General features: G+C 71.0%; 7 protein-coding genes. 5 read left to right on the plus strand and 2 right to left on the minus strand.

Translation table 11 applies throughout. From position 1 onward, the window contains the following. Positions 1-4 precede the first annotated feature (4 nt). Complete coding sequence (locus tag C9J87_RS16890; protein WP_010832481.1) at positions 5-976, plus strand: class I fructose-bisphosphate aldolase; 972 nt, start codon at positions 5-7, stop codon at positions 974-976. A 26-nt stretch (positions 977-1,002) separates the two neighbouring features. Here the strand turns inward: C9J87_RS16890 and C9J87_RS16895 are convergent, their stop codons facing one another. Then, positions 1,003-2,172 (minus strand): GAF domain-containing sensor histidine kinase, encoded by a 1,170-nt coding sequence (locus tag C9J87_RS16895; RefSeq protein ID WP_232820089.1) that lies wholly within the window; start codon positions 2,170-2,172, stop codon positions 1,003-1,005. Beyond that, complete coding sequence (locus tag C9J87_RS16900) at positions 2,169-2,837, minus strand: response regulator (protein WP_010832479.1); 669 nt, start codon at positions 2,835-2,837, stop codon at positions 2,169-2,171. The genes C9J87_RS16895 and C9J87_RS16900 overlap by 4 nt, the downstream gene beginning before the upstream one ends. Before the next feature lie 139 nt (positions 2,838-2,976). Between C9J87_RS16900 and rpe the strand changes: the two genes are divergently transcribed. The 4 genes from rpe to C9J87_RS16920 all read left to right on the plus strand — a co-directional run. After that, on the plus strand, positions 2,977-3,702 hold the full coding sequence (gene rpe / locus C9J87_RS16905) for a ribulose-phosphate 3-epimerase (protein ID WP_232211592.1): 726 nt from the start codon (positions 2,977-2,979) through the stop codon (positions 3,700-3,702). Further along, a complete protein-coding gene (gene tkt / locus C9J87_RS16910; protein WP_010832477.1) occupies positions 3,699-5,624 on the plus strand; it encodes a transketolase in 1,926 nt (641 codons plus the stop codon). The genes rpe and tkt overlap by 4 nt, the downstream gene beginning before the upstream one ends. Further along, complete coding sequence (locus C9J87_RS16915) at positions 5,621-6,328, plus strand: HAD-IA family hydrolase (protein WP_010832476.1); 708 nt, start codon at positions 5,621-5,623, stop codon at positions 6,326-6,328. Before tkt ends, C9J87_RS16915 begins: the two co-directional genes overlap by 4 nt. Positions 6,329-6,348: 20 nt before the next feature. Then, a partial coding sequence (locus tag C9J87_RS16920; protein ID WP_198652386.1) for an FAD-binding oxidoreductase occupies positions 6,349-7,499 on the plus strand: 1,151 nt, incomplete at its 3' end.

Consider the following 7,499-nt stretch of genomic DNA (forward strand, 5'->3'; position numbering starts at 1 on the left):
GGGGATGAGCATCCTCCACAGCACAGCCCGTGAGCTGACCCACGGCGGCCGCGGCATCCTGGCCGCCGACGAATCCATCAAGACGATGTCCGCCCGCCTCGAGGCGGAGGGCATCACTGCCGGCGAAACCGCGCGTCGGGACTACCGCGAGCTCCTGCTCACTGCGCCCGGACTCTCCGCGACCGTCAGTGGCATCATCCTGGCCGACGAGACGTTCGGCCAGGAGCTCAGCGACGGGCGCCCCTTTCCGGTTGCGGCCCGCGAGCTCGGAGTCCTGCCCGGCATCAAGGTCGACACCGGCACCACCCCACTTCCCGGTGCTGGCGGCGCCCTGATCACCGAGGGGCTCGACGGCCTCGGCGCGCGCCTGTCGTCGTACGCCGAACGCGGAGCCGCCTTCGCCAAGTGGCGCGCGGTCATCGACATCGCCACGACCACCGAGCAGACGGCGCGCGCCAACGGGCACGCCCTGGCCCGGTATGCGGCCCTGTGCCAGGAGCACGGCATCGTTCCCATCGTGGAACCCGAGGTGCTCTGCTCCGGTGACCACGACATCGTCGCGTGCGCCGACACCACCCGACTCGCGCTCGCTGTGGTGTTCAACGAGCTCGAGGATGCGGGCGTCGATCTGAGGGGCATCGTGCTCAAGCCCAACTTCGTCACGCCCGGCCTGGAGGCGCCGAAGGTCAGTGCGGCCGCGGTGGCCGCTGCGACGTTCGAGATCCTTCGTTCCACCGTGCCCGCAGCGGTCCCCGGCATCGCGTTCCTCTCCGGCGGGCACCCGACCGACGACGTGTGCGCCTTCCTCAAGGAGCTCAGCGCGATCCCGGAGCGACCCTGGGACGTGACGTTCTCCTTCGGGCGAGCCCTGGTGAGCGCGGCACTGAGCACCTGGGGCGGAGCCCCGGCCAACGTCGACGCCGCGCAGGAACGGCTTCTCGACAACTGCCGCCAGGCCGCCGACGCCACTGCCTGACCTCACCGCACGGACGAGTGCCCGACCTACAGGGGCAGCTCGACCAGCACCGTGGTCCCGCGACCAGGCACCGACTCGACCCGCAACGACGTCTCGATCACGGCGCATCGCTCGGCGACGGAGCTCAGCCCGAAGTGCTGGCTGCCATCAGCGTCCCCCGCCCGGGACGTCCGGGTCTCCGCAACGTCGAAGCCCAGGCCGTCGTCGGTGCAGCCCAGCACCATGGAGTCGCCGACGCGACGCAGCGAGAGCGTGATCTGCTCGGCATCAGCGTGCTTGACCGCGTTGGCGAGCGCCTCCTGGGCGATCCGGTAGAGCGATGCGGCCGCGTGGTCCGGAATCGTGTCGACGCCCGCCTCGGGGTCAACGACGAGACGGATCTCCGGCCCGTCGTCTCGTCGCGCCGTCTGCACCAGCGACTCGATCGCCGCGACCAGCCCGAGGTCGTCCAGGACCAGACTGTGCAGGCCGGTGATCGCCGCGCGGGTCTGGTTGTAGGCCATGTCCGCGAGCGCGCGGGCGTTGGAGATCTCGTCTCGCGCGCGGTAGAGCTCCTTGACCCGGGTCGGCAGGTCCGACTCGTCGCTCGCGGCGAGCTGGGAGACGGTGAGGTCTGCGGCCGAGAGGTGGAACGACATCGAGGCCAGGGCTGTGGTCACGCCGTCGTGCAGGTCGAACGCCAGTCGGCGGCGCTCAGCCTCCTGGGCCTGGACCGCCTGCTTGATCAACTGGTCCCGTTCGGTGCGATGACGGCTGGCGGCACGGAAGAGCTGCTCGGCATGGACGTGCAACCCGAGCAGCGAAACCACCGACTCCGCGGCCGCAAGGTCCGCGTCACCGAAGGGCCTGCGCGGGCTGCGGTGCACGGCGAGCACACCGATCACCCTGCCGTCGACGCCGGGGAGCGGCAGGCACATCCGGGCCACGGTCTGGTGGGGGGCGAGGCCGAGCAGCTGCCGGTGGAGGGCGTTGCGCGGGGAGTCGGCCTCCAGCAGCACCGCCTTCCGGGTGCGTGCCACCAGCCCGGTGACGCCGAAGCCGACCTGGAGCTTGAGCGCCGCCGCCGAAGGGTGCGTCGGATGCATGTCGACGATGCTGAGGTCCTGGCCGTCGATCGCGTAGACGAGCACGCCCTCGGCATCCAGCAGGTCCGCGAGCTGTCGGGCGTCGGGCACCTCGTCACCTGCGGGCTTCAATGGAACAGGCCTTCCCGGAGCGCGACGGAGATCGCTCCGCTGCGGTCGGAGACCCCGAGCTTGCGGTAGAGGCCACGGATGTGGGTCTTGACGGTGTCCTCGCTGACCACGAGCTTGCCGGCGACACCCTTGTTCGAGTGACCGGAGACGAGCAGCTCGAGGACCTCGGACTCGCGCTGGGTGAGACCGAGGTGGGCCCCCGACCAGAACTCCCCTGCACTGAGCCTCGCGGCCGACAGCGCCACCCGTCCGGCCAGGGCGGGGTCCACGACGATCTCGCCCTCGCGAACCAGGCGCAGGTGGTGGACCAGCTCCTGACCGTCGATGCGCTTGAGGATGTAGCCCGAGGCACCGACACGCAGCGCCTGGTAGAGGTAGTGCTCGTCGTCGTACACCGTCAGCAGCACGACCTTGGTCCCCGGGTGCTGGGAGGTGACCTGCCGGCACAGGTCCAGGCCGCTCTCCCTGCCAATGCGCACGTCGCACAAGGCCACGTCCGGGTTCAGCTCGGCGATCAGCGCGAGGGCGCCGGCTGCGGTGGTCGACTGGCCGACGATCTGCACCTCGTCCGGGAAGTGGCCCAACATCGCGCCGAGCCCCTGCAGCACCATCTCGTGGTCGTCCACGAGCACGAGGCGCAGTGGGGTCGTGGCGGTCTCCGGCATGGCCCAAGGCTAGCCACCCACACCGGTCCGACAGGTCCCTCTCCGGGCATCTCACCCTCACCTCCACCCACGTGGGTGAGTGCCGTACGGCGCCGTGCGCGGTCCCATGGAGGCACCAGACCAGGAAGGGGCGATCCCGATGACGCAGACCATGGCTCCGTCCGCCGCCACCCGCACCCGCGAGCCCCTCATCGTGCCGTCGGTGCTGCCCGCCGACTTCGCCCGCATCGGTGACGAGGTCCGCGAGCTCTGCGAGGCTGGCGTCGACCGCATCCAGTGGGACGTGATGGACGGCGTGTTCGTCCCCAACCTCACCTTCGGTCCCGACGTGATCGCGGCAGCGCGTCCGCACAGCACGGTCGGCTTCGAGGCCCACCTCATGGTCGTCAATCCCGACGAGCTCCTGGGGAGGTACGTCGACGCGGGCTGTGAGCTCGTCATCGTGCACGCCGAGGCCTGCACCCACCTGCACCGCACCCTGGCCCGCATCCGCGAGCTCGGCGCCCGCAGCGGGGTCGCGCTCAACCCGCACACGCCGGCCGAGGTCTTCGGCCACGTGATGGAGGAGACCGACCTGGTCCTCGCCATGACCGTCAACCCGGGCTTCGGCGGGCAGGCCTACATCTCCGCGGTCGAGCCCAAGGTCGCCCGGCTGCGCCGGATGATCGACGAGTCCGGCCTCGACATCGAGCTCGAGGTCGACGGCGGCATCACCGAGGCGACCGTCAGCGAGGCGGCCGCGGCCGGTGCGGACGTGTTCATCTCGGGTTCCTGGATGTACGCCTACCCGGCCGGCAAGGCAGCCGCCGTCACCCGGCTCCGCGAGATCGCGGCCGAGAACATGACCCAAGGAGGTCCGTCATGACCGACGTCCTGCAGACCGAGCACACGACCGTCGAGACCGACCGACTCGCCGTCGACACGCTGCGCTTCCTCGCCGCCGACATGGTCCAGGCCGCCAACAGCGGGCACCCCGGCATGCCCATGGGAGCGGCACCGATGGCCTGGGCGCTCTGGAGCCGCCACCTGCGCCACGACCCGGCCGACCCGGCGTGGGCCGACCGCGACCGTTTCGTGCTCTCGGCCGGCCACGGCTCGGCACTGCTCTACGGCCTCCTGCACATCTTCGGTTACGACCTGCCGACCGAGGAGCTGCGGGCATTCCGCCAGCTCGGCTCACGCACACCGGGGCACCCGGAGTTCGGACACACCCCCGGGGTCGAGTGCACCACCGGGCCGCTCGGCCAGGGGTTGGCCATGGCCGTCGGCATGGCGCTGGCCGAGCGCATGAGCGCGGCGCGTTTCCCCCGGGTCACCGACCACCGCACCTACGCGATCGTCGGCGACGGCTGCCTGATGGAGGGCGTCAGCCACGAGGCCGGCTCCTTCGCCGGACACCTCGGGCTGGGCGGACTCGTCGTGCTCTGGGACGACAACTCGATCACCATCGACGGTGCCGTCGATCGATCCTGCAGCGACGACCAGCTGGCCCGCTTCGCGGCCTACGGCTGGCACACCGAGCAGGTGCTGGACGGCACCGACGTCGAGGCGATCCACGAGGCGATCACGCGCGCCGAGGCAGACCCGCGCCCGAGCTTCATCGCGGTCCGCACGGTGATCGGCCAGGGCGCCCCCGGGGTCGAGGGGACGTCGAAGGCGCACGGCTCGCCACTCGGGGAGGAGCTGCTGGCCGAGACGAAGCGGCTGGCCGGCTGGGACCACGAAGCCTTCACGGTGCCGGAGCCGGTCCGGGCCGCCTGCGCGGCACTCGCGGCCGATGGCGCCCGCGCACACGCCGAGTGGGACAAGACGTTCGCGGCCTTCGCCGACGCAGAGCCCGAGGTGGCCGCGCAGTTCACCCGGGCCCTCGGGCGCGCGCTGCCCGCTGACCTCGAGGAGGTCCTGGGCGGTGCTGTCGGCGACGCTCCGCGGGCCACCCGGCAGTCGTCGCAGGCGTGCCTCAACGCCCTGCGGGACGCGCTGCCCGAGCTGGTCGGCGGCTCCGCAGACCTCGCCGGCTCGACCGGCACGTCGTTCGGCGACGTGATCACCCGCGACGACTTCGGGCGGAGGGCGATCGGCTTCGGCATCCGTGAGTTCGGCATGGCGACGTTCATGAACGGCATCAGCCTGCACGGCGGCTTCCGGGTCTTCGGCAGCACTTTCCTGGTGTTCGCCGACTACCTGCGCCCGGCCCTGCGTCTCTCGGCGCTGATGAAGCAGCCGGTCGTCTACGTGTTCACGCACGACTCGATCGCGGTCGGCGAGGACGGCCCGACGCACCAGCCGATCACGCACATCGAGTCCCTGCGGATCATCCCCGGCCTCCAGGTCCTCCGCCCGGCCGACGACGCGGAGACCGCGAGGGCCTGGCAGCTGGCCCTCGAGCGCACCGACGGGCCCACCGCACTGGTGCTCTCGCGCCAGTCGCTGCCCCAGCTGGACCGCGCGACGTTCGAGAGCGACAGCCCAGTCACCCTGGAGATCGTCGCCACCGGTTCGGAGGTGGCCCTGGCCGCGGCGGTGGCCGAGGTCTTCCGCGGGGAGGGGTACGGCGTCCGCGTGGTGTCCCCGTTCGACCGCTCCCGGTACACCCCGGACCCCTCGGCGACCCGGGTCAGCATCGAGGCCGGCAGCACGTCGGCGTGGTCCGGCATCGCCGACGTCGCCATCGGCATCGACGACTTCGGTGCCAGCGGTCCGGGCGAGGACGTCCTCGCCTTCCACGGCTTCACCGTCGACAACGTGGTGGCGAAGATCCGCGAACACCTCGCCACGAGGCGATGACCGGGCTGGAGGCCGTCATCTTCGACGTCGACGGCACGCTCGTGGACAGCGAGCGCGACGGTCACCGGGTGGCGTTCAACGCGGCCTTCGAGGAGGCGGGGCTGCCCGACCGGTGGGACGTCACGACCTACGGCGGACTGCTCAGCACCGCCGGCGGCGGCAAGCGGCTGGCGCGCTGGCTGGAGCGCGCAGGCCGCCCCGCTGACGAGGCGCGCGAGCTGGCCGCCGTGCTCCACGAGCGCAAGACCGCGATCATGCGAGTGCTCGTCGAGGAGGGGCACATCCGGGCCCGGCCGGGCATCCACCGGCTGATCGACGAGCTCGATAACCACGGGGTGCCGATGCACGTCGCCACCACCGGCACCCGGGCCTGGGTGGAGCCGTTGCTCGACCGGGTCTTCGGCGACCGCTTCGGCGTCGTCGTGACCGGGACCGAGGTGCCAGACCTGAAGCCCAGCCCCGCGGTGTACCTCGAGGTCCTGCACCGGCTCGGAACCGGACCCGAGGGTGTCGTGGCAGTCGAGGACTCCGCGAACGGCGTGCGGGCGGCCACTGCCGCAGGCCTGGTCTGCGTGGCCACCTACAACACCTACACCCGTGACGACGACCTGTCCGCAGCGACGCTGGTGACACCCGACGCCGCGGACCCGGCGTTCACGGCGTGGTTCCGCGACCGGCTTCGGGCGACCGTCCGCCCGGCGTGATGGCTGGCACACTCATGACCATGCAGGTGGACAGTGTTGTCGCCGACGCAGTCGCCGAGCTGGTCGGCTCGCTCCCCGACGGGGTGGTGGTGACCGGCGCCGACGAGATGGACAAGTACCGCGAAGACTTCGCGCGGGACGGGTCGGCCGGGATGCCGATCGCCGTCGTGCGCGCCGACAATGCCGGCCAGGTGCAGCAGGCAGTGCGCTGGGCGGCCGCGCACCGGGTGCCCGTTGTCCCGCGTGGCGCGGGCACGGGCCTGTCGGGCGGGTCCTCGGCCGTCGACGGCGGGACCACGATCTCGCTGGACCGGATGCGACTGATCGAGATCGATCCTGCCTGCCAGGTCGCGATCGTAGAGCCGGGCGCGTTGAACGCCGACGTCAAACGGGCCGCCGCCGAGCACGGCCTGTGGTACCCGCCCGACCCGTCGTCGTACGAGATCTGCTCGATCGGCGGCAACCTCGCCACCAACGCCGGCGGCCTGTGCTGCGTGAAGTACGGCGTGACGACCGACTACGTCCTCGGGATGGACGTCGTGCTGGCCGACGGCACGCTCGTCACGCTGGGCGGCAAGCAGATCAAGGATGTCGCCGGGCTGTCGCTGCTGAAGCTCTTCGTCGGCAGCGAGGGCACCCTCGGAGTCATCACCCGGGCGACGCTGCGGTTGATCCCCGCCCAGACCGCGGGTGCGACCCTGGTCAGCGCCTTCCCGACCATGACCTCCGCGTCGCGTGCGGTGGTGGCCATCCGCAGTCGCGTGCGCTGTTCGATGCTGGAGCTGATGGACAACACGACCATCAACGCCGTCGAGGACTGGCGCTCCCACGGGCTCGACCGATCGACCGGCGCCCTGCTGCTCGCGCAGTCGGATGCGTCCGGAAGGTCGTGCGAGGCGGAGATCGATCTGATCCGCGAGTGCTGCGAGCATGAAGGTGCGTCCGACGTCTTCACGACCACCGACGCCGACGAGGCCCAGCTGTTCGTCGCGGCCCGTCGCAACGCGTTCCTGGCCCTCGAGCAGCGCGGCAGTGTCCTCTTCGAGGACGTCGGCGTCCCGGTGCCGCTACTGCCCGGCGGATTCATATGGTCGAAGCAACGCTTGAAGGAGCGTTGTATGCCGAAGACATTCCCGGTTGAAGTGCGTGAGGCGTTTGTGGAGTTGATCTG

Source organism: Nocardioides allogilvus, from assembly GCF_003047285.1.
In the GTDB taxonomy this organism is placed as follows: domain Bacteria; phylum Actinomycetota; class Actinomycetes; order Propionibacteriales; family Nocardioidaceae; genus Nocardioides; species Nocardioides allogilvus.